General features: G+C 63.4%; 19 protein-coding genes. 12 read left to right on the forward strand and 7 right to left on the reverse strand.

Annotated elements, in window-relative coordinates; all coding sequences use genetic code 11:
* Positions 1-136: 136 nt before the first annotated feature.
* The 3 genes from HCK86_RS19320 to HCK86_RS19330 are packed head-to-tail and all read right to left on the reverse strand — an operon-like array spanning position 137 to position 3602.
* Positions 137-1081 carry an NAD-dependent epimerase/dehydratase family protein gene (locus HCK86_RS19320; protein ID WP_176086127.1) on the reverse strand — a complete coding sequence of 315 codons (945 nt, stop codon included), beginning with the start codon at positions 1079-1081 and terminating at the stop codon, positions 137-139.
* A 2-nt stretch (positions 1082-1083) separates the two neighbouring features.
* The gene (locus tag HCK86_RS19325; RefSeq protein WP_176086128.1) at positions 1084-1890 is read right to left on the reverse strand and encodes an amidohydrolase family protein; all 807 of its coding nucleotides are present in this window, start codon (positions 1888-1890) and stop codon (positions 1084-1086) included.
* Positions 1891-1895: 5 nt separating this feature from the next.
* Positions 1896-3602: an acetolactate synthase catalytic subunit gene (locus HCK86_RS19330; RefSeq protein WP_176086129.1), complete on the reverse strand. Its 1707-nt coding sequence runs from the start codon at positions 3600-3602 to the stop codon at positions 1896-1898.
* 187 nt (positions 3603-3789) lie between these two features.
* Here HCK86_RS19330 and HCK86_RS19335 point away from each other — a divergent pair, with 187 nt between their 5' ends.
* The 5 genes from HCK86_RS19335 to HCK86_RS19355 are packed head-to-tail and all read left to right on the forward strand — an operon-like array spanning position 3790 to position 9024.
* Positions 3790-5334 carry a 4-hydroxyphenylacetate 3-hydroxylase N-terminal domain-containing protein gene (locus tag HCK86_RS19335; RefSeq protein ID WP_210259972.1) on the forward strand — a complete coding sequence of 515 codons (1545 nt, stop codon included), beginning with the start codon at positions 3790-3792 and terminating at the stop codon, positions 5332-5334.
* A 4-nt stretch (positions 5335-5338) separates the two neighbouring features.
* On the forward strand, positions 5339-6139 hold the full coding sequence (locus HCK86_RS19340; protein ID WP_176086130.1) for a cupin domain-containing protein: 801 nt from the start codon (positions 5339-5341) through the stop codon (positions 6137-6139).
* Positions 6136-7407, forward strand: a complete 1272-nt coding sequence (locus HCK86_RS19345) for a DUF3500 domain-containing protein (RefSeq protein ID WP_176086131.1) — start codon at positions 6136-6138, stop codon at positions 7405-7407. Before HCK86_RS19340 ends, HCK86_RS19345 begins: the two co-directional genes overlap by 4 nt.
* A gap of 10 nt (positions 7408-7417) precedes the next feature.
* On the forward strand, positions 7418-8257 hold the full coding sequence (locus HCK86_RS19350; protein WP_176086132.1) for a fumarylacetoacetate hydrolase family protein: 840 nt from the start codon (positions 7418-7420) through the stop codon (positions 8255-8257).
* Entirely contained in the window at positions 8254-9024 is a 771-nt protein-coding gene (locus HCK86_RS19355) for an alpha/beta hydrolase (protein WP_176086133.1), read from the forward strand. The genes HCK86_RS19350 and HCK86_RS19355 overlap by 4 nt, the downstream gene beginning before the upstream one ends.
* Here the strand turns inward: HCK86_RS19355 and HCK86_RS19360 are convergent.
* Positions 9021-9635 carry a glutathione S-transferase family protein gene (locus tag HCK86_RS19360; RefSeq protein WP_176086134.1) on the reverse strand — a complete coding sequence of 205 codons (615 nt, stop codon included), beginning with the start codon at positions 9633-9635 and terminating at the stop codon, positions 9021-9023. The two genes, HCK86_RS19355 and HCK86_RS19360, sit on opposite strands and share 4 nt — an antisense overlap.
* Positions 9636-9804: 169 nt before the next feature.
* Between HCK86_RS19360 and HCK86_RS19365 the strand changes: the two genes are divergently transcribed.
* Positions 9805-10686: an MBL fold metallo-hydrolase gene (locus HCK86_RS19365; RefSeq protein WP_176086135.1), complete on the forward strand. Its 882-nt coding sequence runs from the start codon at positions 9805-9807 to the stop codon at positions 10684-10686.
* Positions 10661-11455 (forward strand): alpha/beta hydrolase, encoded by a 795-nt coding sequence (locus HCK86_RS19370; RefSeq protein ID WP_176086136.1) that lies wholly within the window; start codon positions 10661-10663, stop codon positions 11453-11455. Before HCK86_RS19365 ends, HCK86_RS19370 begins: the two co-directional genes overlap by 26 nt.
* Here HCK86_RS19370 and HCK86_RS19375 read toward each other — a convergent pair.
* Together HCK86_RS19375 and dctP are read right to left on the reverse strand one after the other, a co-directional pair.
* Positions 11397-11954, reverse strand: a complete 558-nt coding sequence (locus tag HCK86_RS19375) for a carboxymuconolactone decarboxylase family protein (protein WP_176086137.1) — start codon at positions 11952-11954, stop codon at positions 11397-11399. The two genes, HCK86_RS19370 and HCK86_RS19375, sit on opposite strands and share 59 nt — an antisense overlap.
* A gap of 63 nt (positions 11955-12017) precedes the next feature.
* Positions 12018-13013, reverse strand: a complete 996-nt coding sequence (dctP, locus tag HCK86_RS19380) for a TRAP transporter substrate-binding protein DctP (RefSeq protein ID WP_176086138.1) — start codon at positions 13011-13013, stop codon at positions 12018-12020.
* 229 nt (positions 13014-13242) lie between these two features.
* Between dctP and HCK86_RS19385 the strand changes: the two genes are divergently transcribed.
* Positions 13243-13998 (forward strand): carboxymuconolactone decarboxylase family protein, encoded by a 756-nt coding sequence (locus HCK86_RS19385; RefSeq protein ID WP_176086139.1) that lies wholly within the window; start codon positions 13243-13245, stop codon positions 13996-13998.
* Between the two features lie 10 nt (positions 13999-14008).
* Here HCK86_RS19385 and HCK86_RS19390 read toward each other — a convergent pair whose 3' ends face one another.
* Positions 14009-14962, reverse strand: coding sequence for a D-2-hydroxyacid dehydrogenase family protein (locus tag HCK86_RS19390; protein ID WP_176086140.1), 954 nt, complete (start codon positions 14960-14962; stop codon positions 14009-14011).
* 160 nt (positions 14963-15122) lie between these two features.
* Between HCK86_RS19390 and HCK86_RS19395 the strand changes: the two genes are divergently transcribed.
* From HCK86_RS19395 to HCK86_RS19410, 4 genes are all read left to right on the forward strand, one after another.
* Entirely contained in the window at positions 15123-15875 is a 753-nt protein-coding gene (locus tag HCK86_RS19395) for an SDR family NAD(P)-dependent oxidoreductase (protein WP_176086141.1), read from the forward strand.
* A complete protein-coding gene (locus HCK86_RS19400) occupies positions 15875-16387 on the forward strand; it encodes a nuclear transport factor 2 family protein (RefSeq protein ID WP_176086142.1) in 513 nt (170 codons plus the stop codon). The genes HCK86_RS19395 and HCK86_RS19400 overlap by 1 nt, the downstream gene beginning before the upstream one ends.
* A gap of 11 nt (positions 16388-16398) precedes the next feature.
* A complete protein-coding gene (locus HCK86_RS19405) occupies positions 16399-17163 on the forward strand; it encodes an enoyl-CoA hydratase-related protein (protein ID WP_176086143.1) in 765 nt (254 codons plus the stop codon).
* A gap of 63 nt (positions 17164-17226) precedes the next feature.
* Complete coding sequence (locus HCK86_RS19410) at positions 17227-17784, forward strand: flavin reductase family protein (RefSeq protein WP_176086144.1); 558 nt, start codon at positions 17227-17229, stop codon at positions 17782-17784.
* The last annotated feature ends 61 nt before the right edge of the window (positions 17785-17845 follow it).

Here is a 17845-nt window from a genome sequence, read left to right on the forward strand (position 1 = left end):
GCCCAGCTGCAGGGGTTTTGGCGTTTCTCCGCCAATGACGAGCCGATCACCAGCGAGCTCAGACCCAGCTTCCGCCCGCGCGCTGAGATGCCTGCCCTCTCTCAGCAGGGTGATTCAGGGCCTGGCTGGTATTCGTTTATGATGCGGGTCTTACTGTTCGCCAAATTGCGGACTGCGCTACGAAGCGCTCAAGGATGGCCCCGAGCGTATCATAATCCGGTTTCCAGCCCCATTCGGCCCGGGCACGGCTGTCATCGATCCATCTGGTGGTCACCCGTGGCTCCGTGGTTTCCCGCCAGGTGACCGTGAAGAGCGGATAGTGCTGCTGCAGGAACGCGGCCAGGGCGTCGGCACGGGTCATCATGTTCATGCCGGCAATATTGTAATTGACCTCGTGGATCCCCTCCGCAGGGGCATTCATCAGTTCGACGGCTGCGCGTGCGGCATCGGAAATCTCGATAAACACGCCGTTGTCTTCTCTGGCGGCAAATTCTGCATGGTGAGGCATTCCACTGATCGCATCCTCGATCATTGCCGATGCCCAGTGTCCCTTTGTGCGCACGCCCGGTGCCAGGATGGTCGGATAGCGCAGTGAGCGCACGTCAACAGCGCGGTTGTTGCGGTACCAGCGGCCGATATTTTCGACATAAAGCTTGCCGCAGCCATAAAATGTATCCGGGCGCTGCAGCGTGCGGTCGTCAACCGTATCGCCGATGTGCAGACCATAGACACCGCGGGAGGAGGCAAAGAAGACACGCGGGACATCATGGGTTCTGGCTGCTTCGAACACATTCAGGCTGCCCTTGACATTGACGTCGAAACTGCGCGCCGGGCTCGCCTCTGAAACCCGGTTCAGCAATCCGCCGAGATGGTAGATGGTCTCCGGACGGGACGCCTTCACCACGTCGAGTACCTCCGGCATCATCGAGACATCGCAGGCACGGACAGGAACACGGCCCGCAAGGGCGCCGGGAGAGGCACCGGCAAGGTCGGCAATGATGACCTCGTCACCACGTGCAAGAAGGTGTTCGCAAATGGCCCGGCCGATATGGCCGCAGCCGCCGATCACGAGATTTATCATCTTCATCGCTCCTGAAAATAGAGCCTGTCCGGCGTATCGACGAGGATCAACTGCCGTGCCTCCGCCGGATAGGTTGCCAGCATGTCCACCAGGGCAAGGTCGTCGACCCTGCGAACATTGATATGCGGCCAGTCATTGCCCCAGACGAGGCGGTCGGCAGCATGATCGATCAGCCGGATGACACTGCGCGCGCCAATGGTCAGATCGTCTTCGTCAACCCGTTCAATGCCGGAAATCTTGCAATAGACCCGCGGCAGGTCGAGTGCGCGCAGGACTGAACCTGAAAGCTCCGGCGCCGGATAGGCCATATGATCGATCACCGCCGGGCAATCGAGCCGGGCAATGACGGGCAGCAGTGCCTCGAGCTCGGCCCCGTGCAGATGCAATTCGATATGCCACCCGGCATCCGCGCAAAGCCTGGACAGTCCGAGAAGCTGCTCAGGTCCGGCGGCATTCGGGATATGCCCGGCGATATGGGCCCGGATGCCGACGAAGCCTCTCCTTGCAAGAGTTGCTATTTCATATTGGTCCGTGTCGGCCGTGACGAGAGCAATACCGCGGGCATTTTGTCCGAAGGAGGCGATGGCGTCCGCAGTCACGGTGTTGTCACAGCCATGCGCCAGCGACTGGACGATCACGACGCGATCAAGCCCCAGTCGTTTTTGAAGTGCTGCCAGCGCCTCTGCCGGAGCATCGGGCGGAACTGCCGGGTGAGCAGGATCAACGGGGTATCGCGCCCGGGGACCGACCACATGGCAATGGCAGTTGCAGGCACCGGGAGGCGGTCTGAATGCGGGCGTCTGCGTCATGCCGGTCACCGGTCGAGCGTGCCGGCGAAGATCGAGAGGGCCGGGTGGGCGTCGGGGGCGGTGATGATCTCGATCAGGTGCGGCTTGCGCGCGGCAATCGCCGCCTTCAGAACCGGGGCGATGTCGCCGACGGCATCGATCCGGCTCGAGGCCATGCCGACGGCGCGGGCGATCTCGGCGTGGTTGACCGCGTGGAAATGGCAGGCCGATGTGTACTGTCCGAATTTCACCGTCTCGGCATCCTTCTGGAAACCGAGCACGCCATTGTTGAGCACGATGGTGACCAGCGGCACGGCGTGACGGACCGCGGTTTCGAGTTCGGCCCAGCTATGCGCAAAGCCGCCATCGCCGACAAGGGCGATCACCGGCGCATCGGGGCGGGCAATCGCGGCGCCGAGCCCCATCGGCATGCCCCAGCCGAGCCCGGCAAGGCCCCGGGGGGTAAGGAAGCGTGCGCCCGCCGTGCGCGTCAGCAACTGCCCGACGATCCACATCGATGAATAGGATGCATCGGCTGTCACGATGGTGTCAGGCGTCAGAAGCGGCTGCAGTTCGGCCATCACCCGCTCCGGCCGGATCGGGCTTTCGTTCGATCCGGCATATTTGGCGCGCGCCGCCTCGAAGGCGAGCCAGGCCTGTTTCAGGGTGGCTTCGAGAGCGGGGCGGGCGCGAAGGCGTTTGCCGAGATCAAGGCCCTTCAGCGCCGATACCAGCGCCTCGATGGTTTCGCGGGCATCGCCCTGCAACCGCAGCGCCTCATAGGTGCGACCAATCTCTAGCGGATCGATGTCGATATGGATGAAGCGGGCGGATTTCGGATAGATCTTCCAGTTGTCGGTGCCATTCTGGTTGGTGCGCGTGCCGATCAGCAGCACGACATCGGCGGCATCGAGCAGGCCCTGCGTCTGCCTTGCGATCGAGGCGGGGCCGTTGAGCGCGCCCTGAACGCCGCCTGCAAGCGGATGCGCCTCGCTGACCGCGCCCTTGCCCATATTGGTGGTAAACGCCGGAATATGCGCTGTGTCGATCAGCTGCATCAGGGCCTCGCAGGCGCCGGAGCTGTGAACGCCGCCGCCGGCAATGATGACCGGCGCTTTCGCCTCGCTCAGAAGCCGCGCCGCCTCGGCGATGGCGGCCTTTGCTGCTGCGGTGCGGTCAAGCGGGCAATGACCGAGCGAAAGGGTGCGGGGGAAGGGGGCTTCTGCGGCCGGATCGCGCAGCACATCGGCGGGCAGGAGAAGCGCCACCGGGCCGGGCTTGCCGGTGGTCGCCGCGGTGATCGCCATGTCGATATAATCGTCGATGCGCGACGGGTCATCGAGCTTGCGGCAGAACTTCGTCACGCCGGCAAAGAGGGCGAAATGATCGAGTTCCTGGAAGGCGTTGCGGTCGATCGTCGGCGTTTCCACCTCCTGCAGGAAGGCGATCATCGGAATGCCCGCCTGCTTTGCTTCCGCCATCGGCGCGACGAGAAGGGTTGCCGCAGGCCCGTTCTGGCCGACCACCATGGCGATGCGGCCGGTGATCCGCGCATAGGCATCGGCCATGGCGCCGCCGGTATTTTCCTGACGATAGGATATCTGGCGGATGCCGGCGGCCTCGCAGGCAAGCACCAGCTTGGAAGGAAGGCTCTGGCCGAAGAAGCATTCAATGCGGTGGCGCTTCAGCGCGCTCACGATGCGATCGGCGACGGTGTCAGTGGCTGCAGGCATGTTCGGCAACTCCATGGAACGGTTTTTTCCTGATTGCCACGGCTTGGCCGGCGGGGATTGCCTGAGAGTCGCCGATTTGAGGCTGAGACCTTCGTGAGCCACCCAAAAGCTGGCGACTCCTGATCAAGACCCGTTCGTCATTCTGTCAGAGGCTTGGAGGCAGACACATTCAAGGACGAGGAAACCCATGACCGTGACAATGCCTCAGAGCCCCGGGCACGCCCTTGCCGGCGGCACCCGCCCGCAGACAGGCGCGGAATATATCCAGTCGATTGCCGGTGACGGCCGCGAGATCTGGATGAATGGCGAGCGCATCCACGACGTGACCACCCATCCGGCCTTCCGCAATTCGGTGCGGATGATCGCCAGGCTCTATGACGCCATGCATGACGAGGCCAATGCAAGCGTGCTGCGCGCGCCGCTGCATGAGGGAACCGGCTGGACCCACCCGGCCTTCCAGGCGCCGCGCACGCTTGAGGAAAGCCTGCAGCAGAAGGATGCCTATGCCGCCTGGGCGCGGATCGGCTATGGCTGGCTCGGCCGCTCGCCCGATTTCATCGGCGCCGCCTTCGGTCCGAGCTTCGCCGTCGAATCCGATTATTTCGGCGCGTATCAGCAAAACGCCGCCGCCTTCGCGAAATATCTGCGCGAGACCGTCTCCTATATCGGTCATGCGATCGTCAACCCGCCGATCGACCGCTCGACACCGGGCACCGCCAAGGACATCATGATCCGCGTCGAGAAGGAGACGGATGCGGGGCTTTATGTTTCCGGCGCCAAGGTGGTTGCCACCGGCATGGCGATTGCCCAGCAGGTGCTGATCGCCCACCACTTCATTCCGGTGTCCGACAAGAAATACGCCCCCGTCTTCGTCATCGACATCAACACGCCGGGGGTGAAGATGTATTGCCGCCGTTCCTACGAGCAGGACGCGACGCTGACGGCGACGCCCTTCGATGCGCCGATCTCCTCGCGGCTGGACGAGAACGATTCCATCCTCGTGCTCGACAATGCCTTCGTGCCCTGGGATCGGGTGCTGATGTATGATGCCCAGAAGGCCAACACCTTCATGGCGGTGCCCGGTCAGGCCGGTCGCGGCCTGCTGCAGGCCGGCGTCCGGCTGGCGGTCAAGCTCGATTTCATCTGCGGCCTGTTCATGAAGGCGGTCGAGGTCGGTGGCACCAAGGATTTTCGCGGCGTTCAGGCCGGCGTCGGCGAGTGCATCGCCTTCCGTCATGCGATCTGGGCGATCATGGAGGCAATGACGCGCGACGGCAGGCCCTGGCGCGAGCAGTATCTGCAGCCCAATCCGGTGCATGGCCACGCCTACCGGGTGCTTGCCGGCGATCTCTATTCGAAGATGCGCACCAATATCCTCAAGCATGTCGCTTCGGGGCTGATCTATCTGCCGTCCTCGGCGAAGGATTATCTCAATCCGGAGGTCAAGCCGATGCTCGACCAGTATGCGCGGGGTTCCTTCGGCATCAGTTCGGAAGAGCGTTCGAAGATCCTGAAACTGCTCTGGGATACGGTCGGTTCGGAATTCGGTTCGCGCCACGAGCTTTACGAGCTCAATTATTCCGGCAGCCAGGAACAGGTGCGCGTCGATCAGTATGTCCGCAGCTTCGACAATGGCACGGCGGCGCAGATGCTCGGCCTCGTCGACACCTGCATGGCCGAATATGATCTCAACGGCTGGACCGCGCCGGACCTCTTCAATCCCGGAGCCTGAGGCGATGCGCAATATCGTCAGGAACCCTGAAGCGCAGTTTCCGGAGACCTTCAGGTCGCTGTTCCTCAACGGTCCGGAAGGCGGGCTCGACAGCTGCAACTGCCTGATCTCGCGCGTTCCGCCGGGGCATAAGGGGCCCCGGCTGCATACCCATCTGGTCGATCAGTTCTATTTCGTGCTCGAAGGCGAGACCACGGTGCAGATCGGCCGTGACATCTTCAAGGTCGGGCCGATGACCATGGTGTATTTTCCGGCAGGCACGCCGCATTGCAACTGGAACGAGACGGACGCCTATGAGAAGCATTTCGAGTTCATGGTGCCGCGCCCGCCGAAGGACCGGCTGCTCGATTATTTCGAGGGCGAGGCTCCGGTCGTCGAAAATGCCGGTGACCTGATCACGCCGCTCAGCGAAGACGGCTATGCCATGGGCCGGCTTTTTGCCTCACAGCATCTCGCCCGCCGGGAGACCGGTTCGCAGCACGCCCGCATCTATGCCGCGCGGGTTGCGCCGGGTTCCGGCGGGCCGGCGCTGCATTTCCACGATTTCGACCAGTTCTACTATGTGTTCGGTGGCGAACTCACCGTGCAGGTCGGTCATGAAAAGGCCGTCGCCCGTCCGGGCGATCTGGTGATGCTACCCAGGGGGGCGGTCCATACCAATTTCAACGAGGGCGCGACCGACGAATATCACCTGGCGATCCTGGTGCCCGAGCCGGAGCCGGGAGCGCAGTTCGATTTCAAGGTGGCCGTCACCTATTCCGACGAGAAGCCTTTCATCAACGAGCCGGAGGCGAAACGCCGATGACCCATAACAAGACCCTCAATCCGCTGACCGACGAGAAGCTGAAGGCAGCCTTTGGCGCAATGGCGCATCCGCGCGATTTTCGCCCCTTCGTGCCGAAGGAAAAGGCCCCGGCTTCGCTCAACACCAGTCGCAGGGACCGCACCGACGAGGTGATGGAGACGGCGCTGATCCGCGAGACCCACGATCTCTGGGGCGCGCTGATGGCCGAACCCTACAAGGGCATCACCACCGATGGCACGCTGTGCCCGCCGGGCCGCGTGCTCCAGCCGAACGGGGCGCCACGGGCGGCGATGGAAGAGGCCGCAAAGGCTCTGCTCGCCGTCCTCCGCCCGGAGATTGCGGCAAAGATCCGCTTTGCCGCCGATGCGCCGGAATGGCGGCGCTGGCACAATATGCCGGTGCAGTGGCATCGTGACGGCTTCGGCCTTGAGGAGATGAATGAAGCCGAGCGGGCGGCAACGCATGCGCTGCTCGCCGCATCGCTCTCCAGGGCCGGCTATGCCCATCTTCTGGAACTCATGGAGATCAACCGCTTCTCCGGAGCCCTGATCGGCCGGGAAAAATATCTGAACGAAAACTGCTATCAGATCGGCCTGTTCGGCGAACCCGGCGAGCGGATCTGGGGCTTCCAGATCTACGGCCATCATCTCTGCCTTGCCTGCCGGCTGATCGGGGATACCTATGTCTTGTCGCCGACCTTTCTGGCCGCCGAACCCTCGGTGGTCGATGAGGGCAGGTTTGCCGGAACCGATGCCTTTGTCGAAAACGAGGATGCAGCGCTCGCGCTCTTGCGCGGCCTTGATCCGGAGCTGCGCCGCAAGGCGGTGACGCTTAACAGCATCCTTTCCGCCGATGTGCCCGAAGGCCGGCGTCACTGGGCCGACAGCCTGCATCTCGGCGGGGCCTTTCAGGACAACCGGGTGATCCCGCTGGAAGGCGTCTCGGCGTCGCACTTTCGACCCGAGGACAAGAAACGGCTGATGGCGCTGTTCGAGACCTTCTTCCTGCTGTTGCCGGAAGGACCGAAGGCTTCGCGTCTGGCCGAGATCGAGGCGCATCTCGATGAAACCTGGCTCACCTGGATGGGCGGTTATGATGACTGGGCGCCGTTCTATTTCCGGCTTCATTCGCCGGTGGTGCTGGCGGAATTCGATCACCATCAGGCCGTCTTCCTCACCAATGCCGAGCCTGCCCGCTTTCACATCCATACCCTGACCCGCATTCCCGAGGGCGGGGATTACGGCATGGACCTTCTGTCCGCGATCTGAAGAGAGACCGATGAAATTTGCAACCGTCAGCCATCAGGGCGAAACCCGCTTCGGTCTCGTCGAGGGCGAGGTGATCCACCTCGCCGATGCGGGCCGTCCGCTCAAATCCGTGCTTGCAGGCGATCTCGCCGCCGTTGCGCAAGAGCTGCGCCGGCGTCCCGCCGTGTCGCTGTCCGAAATTACCTTTCTGCCGGTGATCCCCGATGTCGAACAGATCATCTGTGCCGGGCTGAATTACCAGAAGCACCGTGACGAGACCCGGCCGGAAGCCCGCAAGGCCTATCCGGAATTCCCGGTGCTTTTCACCCGCTTTGCCACCTCGCTCACCGGCCATGGCGCGCCGATCATCAAGCCGAAGAATTCGAAGGTCGTTGATTACGAGGGCGAACTTGCCGTGATCATCGGCAAGCCCGGACGCCATATCGACAAGGCCGATGCCATGGCCCATGTCGCGGGCCTTGCCTGTTTCAACGATGTGTCGATGCGCGACTGGCAGATGCGCGGCGAGCAATGGGGGCCGGGCAAGAATTTCCCGACATCCGGGCCTTTCGGTCCCTATCTCGTGACGCTGGAGGAGACCGGCCCGGTCGATCAGCTGGAACTGCGCACCATTCTCGATGGTGAAGTGCTGCAGCAGGCGGGGCTCGACACGCTGATCTTCGATATCCCGACGCTGATTTCCTATTGCTCCGGTTTCTGCGCGCTGTCGCCGGGCGATGTGATCGTTACCGGAACACCGGGCGGCGTCGGCTTCACCCGCAATCCGCCGGTCCTGCTCGAACCGGGCAAGACCGTGGTGGTCGAGGTCACCCGCGTCGGGCGGCTCGAAAATCCGGTCGTTGGCGAATGAATTTTGCGACCGTCAACGGCATCTCCCTGCGCTACGACCTTCGGCCGGGCGATGGCGTTCCGCTTGTGCTTCTGCATGAAATGGGCGGGGCAATCGAAAGCTTCGATCTGGTCGTGAGGGCCTTGCCGGGGCGCACCGTGCTCCGGCTCGATCTGCGCGGCTTCGGCCTTTCCGAAAAGCCGGCCGGACCGCTGTCGATGGAGAATTTCGTCGATGACGTGATCGCATTGATGGATCATCTTGATATCGCCGCAGCGCATCTTGCCGGATGCGCCGTTGGCGGTGGTGTCGCACTTGCAGCGGCGGCGCGGCTTGGCGGCCGCGCTGCGTCACTGACGGCGATGGCGCCAGCGACGGGGGTTCCGCCGGAACGCCGCGACGGCTTGCTGAAACTGGCCGACATGCTGGAAGAAAACGGGGTGCGCGGCTTTCTCGAGGCCGATACGATCCCGAAAGCCTGGCCGGGCGATCATTTCGACCGGGGCAGCGAAGGCTTTGCCATTTTTCTGGCGACCCAGCTCGGGACATCGCCGGCCACCCTTGCCAGGACCTATCGCATGCTCGCAGACCTCGATCTTGCGCCGGCTTTCGCCGCGATTACCTGTCCGACGACACTCATCGCCGGGCAATATGACATCGCCCGCCCGCCGGTGCTCATTGAAACCATTGCCCGGCAGATACCGGGAGCGCGTGCTGTCACCGTTGCGAGCGGACATTTCATGGCGCTGCAAAATCCGGACATCGTTGCCGGACTTCTCGTCCCCTAAACTGCTTTTGCCACCGCCGGAAAGGCTGTTGCCGTCATCGACGGTCGGCGCGCGGCTTCGGCGTGCCAGCGGGCGACCGCCGGTGCATCGTCGCGCCAGGAGATCGCCGGGAAGCGGAAGTCGAGATAGGCAAGCAGCACGGCAAAGCAGATATCGCCGGCATCGAAGCGGGCGTCGGCGAGACGCGGTTCCATCCACAAAATGCCGCGCCGGATCGCAGCGATAAAGCCCTCGCGGTGTTCTGCCGTGTCGGTGTTCTGGACCCGGAACTGCTCGTCGAGAATGCGCACCGCCTTGTCGGTCATGGCATTCGCCATGGCGTGGCGGGTGAGGCATTCCCGTCGTCCGGCGCCGGTCGGAATGAGCGGACGGTCCGACTGGCTCTCGAGGAATTCGAGAATGACGAAACTGTCGAAGATCATCTCGCCGTCAGCGACAAGGGCCGGTATCATCCCGACGGGATTGACCGGCAGCAGCTCCGGCGCCGGGGTCATCGGCGTGGTCACCACGTCGATGCGTGTCAGCCTGCCGGCAAGACCGAGTTCGTGGGCGGCGACCAGCACCTTGGCGACGAAGGGCGAGCGGGGGGAGGAATAAAGCTGCCAGGACATGGAGAGCCCTTGTGGATGATATCTGCGGATGTCCACCAGTTTAAGGTCAAGACCGCCCCGGCGGAAGAGCCGGAACGGCATGCCGGACGGAAGAACAAGAACCCTTCCACCTGAGGCCAAGACCGGTTCGCCCCGCCGCGTCAGTTTCATGAAAATGGAGGAAAAATTCATGATGCATCATCGCCGGATCGGCGCAGCCGACGTCTATAATATTACCGAGATCATCGGTCCGACCCATGATCCGGCGGTCATTTACCCGGCACTTCCGGCGCACGAATTTGCAGCCCTTGCCGAAAAGCTTCAGCCCGCCCATTACGCCCCCGGCAACGGACGGCTGATCATCGGCATCCAGATCTGGCTTGTCCGGCTCGGCAACGACGTGATCGTCATCGATACCGGCATCGGCAATCGCAAGCCGCGCGGCCTGCCGCGCTTCGACCGGCTCAACACGCTGGTTCTCGCCTGGATGGAGGCGGCGGGGGCGGCCCGCGACAGGGTCACCATGGTGATCAACACCCATCTCCACGGCGATCATGTCGGCTGGAACACCATGGTTGATGGTGACGGCTACGTGCCGACCTTTGCCAATGCCCGCTATCTGATGCCGCGCCTAGATTACGACTGGTGGCACCCGCGTTTCGTTGCCGCAAACGGCGTGGGCGAGACCGAGGCCTTCACCGATGCGGTGATGCCGCTGGTGGATGCCGGACGGGTGGAATTCTACGACGCGGGCATGGAATTCGCACCCGGCCTCGTCGCCCGCGCCGCCTACGGCCACACGCCGGGCCAGATGCGCATCGACCTTGAAAGCCAGGGCGCGCGTGGCGTCTTTTCCGCCGATATCTTCCATTCGCCGCTGCAGATCCTGAGGCCCGATATCAACACGGCAATCGACGTTCTGCCCGAGGTGGCGCGCGAAACCCGCGCCGCCTTCCTCGCCGAAATGGCCGACAGCGGCACGCTGGTCATGCCCTGCCATTTCGGCGCTCCCCATTGCGTACGGATAACACGCGAAGGCGATGGCTATGGCTTTGTTGCAGGCGAGGGCTGAGACCGGCGATGGCGCGCTGATCGCCTTCCGTCACAGGCCGGGGCCCGGTCCGCTTGTCGTGTTCTGTCATCCGCATACCGGGCAGATGGCATCCTTCATGCCGCTGCTCGACGTCTGGAAAGGCAATGCGCTGGTCTTCGACCGGCGCGGCTATGGCCTGTCGACACGGGGGAAAGACCCGATGATAACCCAGGACGCGGATCTGGCGCTGCTTCTCGACCGACTCGGCATCGAGGCCGCAGTGCTGATCGGCGTTGCCGCCGGCGGTGCTCAGGCGGCAGGCCTTGCGGTCACGGCGCCTGAACGGGTCCTGGCGCTTGGCCTTGTTTCATCCTTTATCGGTCTGCCGCAAAGCGTCTGGCTGGAGGCGACGGGCGAGGCGCGGCCTGAGGGCGATGCCGCCCGGCGGGAACTCACCGCAGGCTTCCGCGCCGGGCCGCATTTTGCCGACTGGGCGGGGATCGCGGCGGAAAATGTCTCGGCCGGCGCCGGGGAGCCGCCGCAGCCGGTCACGGTTGATGTCGGGGCTCTGTCAGAATTTTCGCCGCTCATGCTGGCAACCGGCGAAGATGACCGGCTCTTCACACCGGCCATGCTTACCCATGCGAGCGGGCTGCTGCCTGAGGCGGAAACCCATGTCTTCGCAGGCGTCGCCCATGCGCCGCATGTTGAAAACCCGGCGGTCTTTGCGACCTGGACGGACCGGCTCGTCAGTCGCGCGTCAGCGTATCGTCCTCGCCCTCCGGCAGGCCGACATCGGCCTCATTGAGGATCATCGCGATCATCGAATAAAGACCGCAGAAGGCGATGAGATCGACGATCTCCGCCTCGCTCATCACGGCCTTGAGGGCCTTCAGCACCGGTTCCGGCGTCGGCGTTCCGGCAGCGAGCGCGCTGACATAGGCATGCACGCGAACAAGGCGTTCATCGAGGCCTTCGGGAAGACGTTTTCCGTTGATGGCGGCAATCTGTGCGGGGGAAAATTCGCCGGCCGCCAGCGCCCGCCGGCGATGCGTCCACCAGGCATAACGGGCGCCGGATTTTCGGGCGAGGATCAGTACAGCAAGGCGGCGGGTGCGGCTGTCGAGATGCGATCCACCACCATTGAAATGGTCGAGCAGGTCCATGACCTTCGCGCCGGTCGCGGGCGATTTCAGCAGCATGTTGAAGGGACCGCCGATCCCGTCCGCCGAAACGCCAAGCGCCCGGTCGGCGAGTGCTTTCGCCGCGCCTTCCTGCGCGTCATAGGTTTCAATCTCGAAGCGCATGAAAAACCTCACTAAAAAGGCCGGGCATCACGCCCGGCCCCGGATGACCCGATCACGATAGCACTATTTGCCGCCCTCCGCCGCGATCGCCTTTTCGATCGCCGCGACATAGTCGGCGTTTTCAGGCGCACTGGCGAGGAAGGCATCGCGCCCGGCGTCGATGCCCCTGGCAAGCGCCTTCACCTCGTCGGGCGTTGCCACCTTCACCTCAACCCCCTGCATGGCGCCGATCTGATTGTTCTCCTCGTCGCGCAGATAGGCTGCCGCCCATTTCGAGGTTTCGTAGCCGGAATTGTCGTCGATCACCTTCTTCAGGTCATCGGGCAATTTGGCATAGAAATCCTTGTTCATCACGGTGATGGTGAGGCCGCCGCCAAAGGGCGCCTCGTAGACTTCCTTGACGAGCTCGTTGACGCCAAAGTCAAAGACCGAGCCCGCCGTGGTCATCAGCCCCTGGACTGCCCCCTTGGATACGGCCTGATAATATTCGGAAACCTTCAGCGCCACCGGAACGCCGCCGAGGCCTTCAACGACCTTGGCGCGGATCTGGCTGCCGAGACCGAGCTTTACGCCATCGAGATGGGTGGGATCGGCAAGCGGCTCGTGCAGGAAGAAGGAGTTGTTGTTGACCACCTGGACCCAGAGCAGCCGGACATCGTCGATCTTGCCAAGTGCGCCGCTTTCATAAGCGTTCCAGAGAGCCCCCGAGACCGGTTCCGGATCTTCGTAAAGGCCCGGAACACCGACGGCGTTCAGACCGGCAAAGCGTGCGCCATAGATGCTCGGAATATCCCAGGCGACATCGGCGATGCCCTGCTGAACCCGGTTGACTGCATCGCCTATCTTGGCGAGCGATCCATCGCAATAGAGCTTGTAATCGATCCGGCCGCCGGACTGTTCCTTGATCTTTTCCGCCCAGACATCCAGATAGTTGTTGCAGACATTGCCCGACGACGATGCGCCGGCGGCGATCTTCATCGTATAGTCTGCGGCCTGCGCCCCTGAAGACGCGAGCAGCGCAAATGCGGCACCCGCCATCCATTTCATCATTGCTTTCATGAACTCCTCCCTGATTTCCGAAAACAAAGCTTGAACCCTGGTCGCCAACAATGAGAATGCGGGCGCCTCCTGTCTTGTCATGGAGTCGCCTACCTCTGGCTTGGCGCGGGAGCAAGTGGCCAGCGATAGGGCCTGGTCGAAAACGCAAGGCTTTGTCGTCTGCGGGACCAAAAGCAGAGGCGGAGGCAGGCTAGTCTCGCCGCGACGACCCAATGGAGGAGATTTAAGCATGACCGACGAGGCTCTTTTTCACCGGCTGGAGAAAGCACTCGGCATCGCCCATCCGGCGCTTGCCGTGGTTGCCGAGATGGATCCGCCGCTGGCGGCAGAATTCACGGCCATGGCCGAGGCGATTGCCGATGCGAATGCGCTTTCGAAGAAGGATCAGGCGCTGATCCAGATCGCCATCAACGCGACGGTCGTTCATCTCAATGCCGACATGCTGCGTGCCCATATCGCCACAGCGCTTGCCGAAGGAGCGACCGCTGGCGAGATCCGCGAGGTGCTCGAACTCACCTCCGTGCTCGGCATTCACGGCACCATTCCCGGCATGCTGATCCTTTCCGAGGATGAGGGTGGCCTCGAGACGATCCGCGAGACCGCCGATCCCGCGCGCAAGGCCAGCGCAAAGGCCGCGCATGCGGCCTTCGAGGCAAAGCGCGGCCCACTCACGCCCGCCTGGCAGACGATGACCTATTTCGCTCCGGAACTCGTCACCGCCTATGCCGGCTTTTCCGGCGTGCCATGGTCGACCTCGCATCTTCCGGCGAAGATGAAGGAACTCGTCTATATCGCCATCGATCTCCTGCCCCAGCATGTCCACATGGAGGGAACGCGGGTGCATGTGCGCAAGGCGCGGGAAAAGGGCGCGAGCGATGCCGAGATCATCTCTGTGGTGCGGATGATCGCGCTGATGGGCGTCCAGACCCATATGCTGGCCCTTCCGATCCTGAAGGAGGAGCTGGAAAAGGCCGGGCGCGGGTGAGCGGCAGGCATCAGAAATCGAGGACGCGGACCGGATTTCCGTCGATGAAGGCGAGAATGTTCTCGATCGACTGGCGATAGAACATGCCCATGCATTCCTGCGTCGCGTAGCCGAGATGAGGTGTCAGCGTCACATTTTGAAGGCGGCGGAAGGGATGGTCCGCAGGAAGGGGTTCCTCCTCGAAGACATCGAGCGCGGCGCGGATGCGCCCCGCCGTAAGAGCTTCGAGCAGGGCCGGCCCGTCCACTAGCGCTGCCCGCGCCGTGTTGAGGATAAGCGCGCCCGGTTTCATCAAAGCGAGTTCGCCCCGGCCGATCATGCCGCGGGTCTGTGGCGTCAGGGGAAGGTTGAGTGACACGATATCGCTCTGCGCCATCAGTTCGTCGCGCGAAACCGCCGTTATGTCACGGGCGGCGGCCTCGGCCCGATCGAGGCTGCGCGACCAGGCAAGCACCTTCATATCGGCGGCAAGCGCCATGCGTGCCAGGCGTCCCCCGATCCGGCCAGGACCGAGGATGCCGAGTGTCCGGCCGGAAAGCCGCCGGCCAAGTCCCGTCTGCTCCATGAAGCCGCCACGGGCGATCGCCGCCGCACCATCAACGATGCCGCGTTCGGCGGCGATCATCAGGCCGAAGGCGAATTCGGCGGTTTCCTCGGGATGATAATCGCCGGACCAGCAGACGGTGACGCCGCGCTCGCGCAGTGTGGCGATATCGAAATGGCGGACCGTGGCCCCGGTCTGGGCGACAAGCTTCAGCCGGTCGAGCGACAACAGCGTTCTGCGGTCGAAGACGCTGCGCTCGCGCAGCGGCACGATGACATCGCTTTGAGAAAGTGCCGCTGCCAGCGCGTCGCCGGCAAGAGCGGTGCGATGGATGATCACGTCAGCCCGCTGTCGCAATTCGCTCCAGTCAGCGGCGCTCTCGGCAATATCCGCCCAGTCGTCGAGTACATCGATGCGCATGGCTTTTCCTCCGCCTTTCCAATTGAGTAGCGTGGGGCAGGCGGGGTCGCTTGATCGCTTGTCGCCATTCTTTTGCTCAGGACGCGAAACCTTCGCCGTGGCTCTGGACATCGCACGCTCCCGCCCGCGAGGGTCAAAAAAACAGTGAGCGAGGAGCGACATGCGATTTGAAGGAAAGACCGCCATCGTCACGGCGGCAGCATCAGGCATATGCAGGGCGACGGCGTTGCGGCTCGCGCGCGAAGGCGCGAAGGTTGCGGCCATCGACGTTTCACCGGCGGTCGAGGAGACGGTTGCGCAAATCCGGGCATCGGGCGGCAGCGCCGAGGCCTATATCCTCGATGTCACCGACCGTTCTCATCTTGCCGAAACCCTCGACAGGGCCGAGGCCAGGCTCGGGCCTTGTGATGTCCTGGTCAACGGCGTCGGCCGTTCCTCCGTCGGCAAGGGCGGCGGCGAGTTCTGCGACAGCAATCCGGAAGACTGGGCCGAGGTGCTCGATCTCTCGCTGACCTCGCAGATGCTGATCTGCCGGCGTATCGTTCCCGGCATGAGGACACGCGGCTACGGAAGGGTGGTCAATATCTCCTCGGTGAGCTGGCTGATGCCGACACCGCGCTTTGCCGATTACGCCGCCGCCAAGGCCGGCGTGGTCGGCTTCACCCGGGTCCTGGCGATCGAGGTGGCGCGTCACGGCGTCACGGTCAACGCCGTCTCGCCCGGGCCGATCGAGACCGCAGCCACGGCGAAGCATCCGCCGGAAACCCGCGCCCGCGTCGAGGCGACCATTCCGATGGGCCATTACGGCGAGCCGGAGGATGTCGCCGCGGCGATCCTGTTCCTCGCCTCGGACGAGGCCCGTTTCATCACCGCGCAGAATATTGTCGTCGGCGGCGGGCGGGGGATCGTCTGATGCGCTACATTCCTGTTCAGGCCTGGGCAAGCCGTGCCGGACTGCTCACCTTGCCACCGCGCCAGCCGGTCACTCCGGATGGTGTTGCGGTGCGTCTTGCGATCGGCGAGCTCTTCGCGCGCTACGGGATCGCCCATGACGAGGTTGACCACGCGGCGATGGTTGAGCTTTTTGCAGAAGATGCGGAGCTGAAGGTTTCCATTGCCGGGCCGCCTTTCGAAACCCATCACGGCGCGGCGGCGATTGCCGCCAATTTCGGCCGGGTTGCGGCGACCCAGAGCGATCAGCGCCGCCATGCCATCACCAATATCGAAACGGCCGTCATCGAATCCGGACGGGCGCAATGCCGCGCCTATGGCATCGTTTCGGCCGCCGATGCCGAAGGCATCCGCCTCGTCGTTTCCTGCGCCTATGAGGCCGAATGCCGGCTCGGGGGCGATGGCCTCTGGCGTTTTTCAAAGCTGTGGATCGGGATGGATACCTATCGGGGCCATGCCCCCGGAACGGACTGAGGGAGGACAATATGCGTAAGTTCAGCGACTACAAGGATGATTACGAGACCTTGCGGATGGAGCGGGATGGCGATGGCATCCTGCTCATCACCGCCCATACCGATGGCGGGCCGCTCCGCTGGGGGGCGCTGCCGCACGAGGAATGGCCGCATGCCTTCCATGACATTGCCATGGACCGGGAAAACCGGGTGGTGATCCTCACCGGCACGGGGGATGAATTCTCCGGGCCGCGCCCGCCGGCAACATCGCGCCAGGCAAGGCCGATTGCGGATATGGACCGGATCGTCTTCGACGGGCGGCACCTGCTTGCCAATCTGCTGGAGATCCAGGCGCCGATGATCTCGGCGATCAACGGACCCTGCATCCGCCATTCGGAAATCCCGCTGCTTTCCGACATCGTGCTCGCCTCGGAGAATACCGTGATCGAGGATGCCGGCCATTTCGACAGCGGTCTTGCGCCCGGCGATGGCGTCAACATCGTCTATCCGGCGCTGATGGGTTTCAACCGGGCGCGTTATTTCCTGATGACCTCGCAAAGCCTCTCGGCGCATGAGGCGCAGGCCATGGGCCTTGTCGGCGAGGTGCTGCCCCGCGATCAGCTGATGGATCGCGCCTGGTACTGGGCCCGCAAGCTTGCCCGCCATGATGACATGCATCTGCGCAATACACGTCAGATCATGACGCTCGAGCTCCGGCGCAAGCTTCAGGATCACCTCGGCTATACGCTGATGCTCGAGGCGATGGCGATGTCGGGGCGGACGAAGACCGCACTCTGACGTGCTGCGAAAGGTGTTCGCCCGGTTGGCGGGCGGCAAGGGCCGATCAGAAGGAGAAGAGCCATGACGACAGGCGACACGGTGGCGGAAGCCATCGGCATTGCTGACTTCAAGCGGGCGATGCGCTCGCTTCCGGCGCAGGTGGCGATCATTGCCAGCCGCTCGGCCGGAACCCGCATCGCCATGACTGCGACCGCGGTGACCTCGCTCTCTGCCGAGCCGCCGCAGCTTCTCGTCTGCATCCACAGGATGGCGCGTCCGGCGGCGGTGATCGAGGCGGCTGGCGCTTTCTCGGTCAACCTCGCAAGCGTCGGGCAGGCGGATGTCGCCACCCAGTGCGCATTGCCGGGCCTTGAGCCCGATGAGCGCTTCGAGCGCGGATGCTGGACCGCTTCGCCATATCTTGCCCAGCCTCTGCTCGAGGGTGCCCTCGTCGGCTTCGAGTGCGAGCTTGTTTCGAAGACAGAGCACGGCACGCATTTCGTCTTCGTCGGCCTGATCCGGCATGTGCGGTTTTCTGACGGAGAGCCGCTTCTCTATCATGACGGAAGCTACCGGGAGATCGGTCGCCGGCTCGACTGGCGCGATCACGAATGGGACAATATCGGTCTCGCTTTCTGACCGCCCGCAACGATTGAGACACGAAAACGGCCGGAGCAGCGCTCCGGCCGTTTCTTTGTGC

This window comes from Martelella sp. HB161492 (assembly GCF_013184775.1).
Taxonomy (GTDB): Bacteria; Pseudomonadota; Alphaproteobacteria; order Rhizobiales; family Rhizobiaceae; genus Martelella.

Coding starts and splice junctions, on each gene's coding strand:
- HCK86_RS19320 (WP_176086127.1), bottom strand. CDS start 1,081: ATGATAAATCTCGTGATCGGCGGCTGCGGCCATATCGGCCGGGCCATT.
- HCK86_RS19325 (WP_176086128.1), bottom strand. CDS start 1,890: ATGACGCAGACGCCCGCATTCAGACCGCCTCCCGGTGCCTGCAACTGC.
- HCK86_RS19330 (WP_176086129.1), bottom strand. CDS start 3,602: ATGCCTGCAGCCACTGACACCGTCGCCGATCGCATCGTGAGCGCGCTG.
- HCK86_RS19335 (WP_210259972.1), top strand. CDS start 3,790: ATGACCGTGACAATGCCTCAGAGCCCCGGGCACGCCCTTGCCGGCGGC.
- HCK86_RS19340 (WP_176086130.1), top strand. CDS start 5,339: ATGCGCAATATCGTCAGGAACCCTGAAGCGCAGTTTCCGGAGACCTTC.
- HCK86_RS19345 (WP_176086131.1), top strand. CDS start 6,136: ATGACCCATAACAAGACCCTCAATCCGCTGACCGACGAGAAGCTGAAG.
- HCK86_RS19350 (WP_176086132.1), top strand. CDS start 7,418: ATGAAATTTGCAACCGTCAGCCATCAGGGCGAAACCCGCTTCGGTCTC.
- HCK86_RS19355 (WP_176086133.1), top strand. CDS start 8,254: ATGAATTTTGCGACCGTCAACGGCATCTCCCTGCGCTACGACCTTCGG.
- HCK86_RS19360 (WP_176086134.1), bottom strand. CDS start 9,635: ATGTCCTGGCAGCTTTATTCCTCCCCCCGCTCGCCCTTCGTCGCCAAG.
- HCK86_RS19365 (WP_176086135.1), top strand. CDS start 9,805: ATGATGCATCATCGCCGGATCGGCGCAGCCGACGTCTATAATATTACC.
- HCK86_RS19370 (WP_176086136.1), top strand. CDS start 10,661: ATGGCTTTGTTGCAGGCGAGGGCTGAGACCGGCGATGGCGCGCTGATC.
- HCK86_RS19375 (WP_176086137.1), bottom strand. CDS start 11,954: ATGCGCTTCGAGATTGAAACCTATGACGCGCAGGAAGGCGCGGCGAAA.
- dctP (WP_176086138.1), bottom strand. CDS start 13,013: ATGAAAGCAATGATGAAATGGATGGCGGGTGCCGCATTTGCGCTGCTC.
- HCK86_RS19385 (WP_176086139.1), top strand. CDS start 13,243: ATGACCGACGAGGCTCTTTTTCACCGGCTGGAGAAAGCACTCGGCATC.
- HCK86_RS19390 (WP_176086140.1), bottom strand. CDS start 14,962: ATGCGCATCGATGTACTCGACGACTGGGCGGATATTGCCGAGAGCGCC.
- HCK86_RS19395 (WP_176086141.1), top strand. CDS start 15,123: ATGCGATTTGAAGGAAAGACCGCCATCGTCACGGCGGCAGCATCAGGC.
- HCK86_RS19400 (WP_176086142.1), top strand. CDS start 15,875: ATGCGCTACATTCCTGTTCAGGCCTGGGCAAGCCGTGCCGGACTGCTC.
- HCK86_RS19405 (WP_176086143.1), top strand. CDS start 16,399: ATGCGTAAGTTCAGCGACTACAAGGATGATTACGAGACCTTGCGGATG.
- HCK86_RS19410 (WP_176086144.1), top strand. CDS start 17,227: ATGACGACAGGCGACACGGTGGCGGAAGCCATCGGCATTGCTGACTTC.